General features: G+C 47.6%; 1 protein-coding gene and 1 pseudogene. Both read left to right on the plus strand.

All coding sequences use genetic code 11. From position 1 onward, the window contains the following. Window positions 1-219, plus strand: a pseudogene (locus tag B4G81_RS15205) (arylsulfatase); the annotation flags it as partial. 23 nt (window positions 220-242) lie between these two features. After that, on the plus strand, window positions 243-1,352 hold a 1,110-nt coding region (locus B4G81_RS15210; RefSeq protein WP_294084017.1), incomplete at its 3' end, for a Gfo/Idh/MocA family protein.

Below are 1,352 nucleotides of genomic sequence, written 5' to 3' on the forward strand. Positions count from 1 at the left end.
GACGGAGAGTCTGGAAAAACAGACGGGAATCATTCATTTGAGGAAGAGTTGTTTGATTTAAGGCGTGACCCGGGTGAACGATATAACCTGAAGGAGATGCATCCTGAAATAATTTTGGAATTGAAAGAATTAGCCGATATGGCACGAAAAGATTTGGGAGATGATTTAAATGGTATTAAAGGAGAAAACTCGCGTGAACCGGGAAGAATAAAAGAATAAGAAAGGAATAACATAATTATCGTATGGAAAAAATAAAAAATAAAAGCATCAACAGACGCCAGTTTTTAAGTTACTCGGCACTGGGTATTGCCGGATTAACTATTCTCCCCAGTTGGAGAATGGCAGACGGGACACGGATCGCTCCCAGCGATCGCGTGGTCATGGGCTTTATCGGACTTGGGCGTCAGGGGATCTCTGATTTCCGTAGTTTTTCAAGGTGTCCGGGTGTGCAGGTGGTTGCCTGTGCGGATGTGGATCAATTGAAACGGTTACGTTTTAAAAACAGGGTCGAAGAATGGCAGAAGAAAACAGGTGTTGCCCCTCGTTGCGATATGTATGAATTCTATGAAGAATTACTCCAACGCAAAGACATTGACGCAGTTTCAATTGCCACACCTGATCATTGGCATGCATTGAACACGATTCATGCCTGTGAGTCGGGAAAAGATGTTTACGTGCAGAAGCCTCTTGCCTTCACGGTACGCGAAGGTTTGGAAATGGTAAAGGCAGTAAGGGAACACAATCGCGTGTTGCAGGTTGGAAGCCAGCAACGCTCCAGCAAAGAATTTCAGCAGGCGATTGCCCTGGTACGCAACGGTTCAATGGGTCACATAGAAACCATCTATGCCTCCGTGGGTGAACCTCCCAAACCACTCGATCTCCCGGAGATGCCTGTGCCTAGGACATTGAACTGGGACAAATGGCTGGGTCCTCTCAATGATCCCAAGATTCATTACCACCCCGATCTTTGTCCGCCCATTAGCCTCATTCCGGAAAAGAACGAAGCGCTTTGGGGCGCATGGCGTTGGTATCGTGAAACAGGGAATGGTTATACTGCCGATTGGGGCGCGCACATGTTTGACATAGCCCAGGCCGCCATCGCGATGGATGGATCCGGTCCCTGTGAATTCATACCCCGGGGGTACAATGGAACAGAATACCTCACCATGAAATATGGCAATGGTATTGTGATGACGGAACAACCTTTTCGGGAAGAGGGAGGGAAGGGAATTAGTTTTAATGGGACAAAAGGCTGGGTTAAGGTAGCAAGAGGCTATATCGAGTGTTCCGATCCCTCGCTGCTTCAGAAAGAGGAAAAAATTGTGGGTGAGGGGCAGTTTGAGATCAGCCCG

Source organism: Proteiniphilum sp. UBA5384 (assembly GCF_002410825.1).
Classification (GTDB): Bacteria; Bacteroidota; Bacteroidia; order Bacteroidales; family Dysgonomonadaceae; genus Proteiniphilum.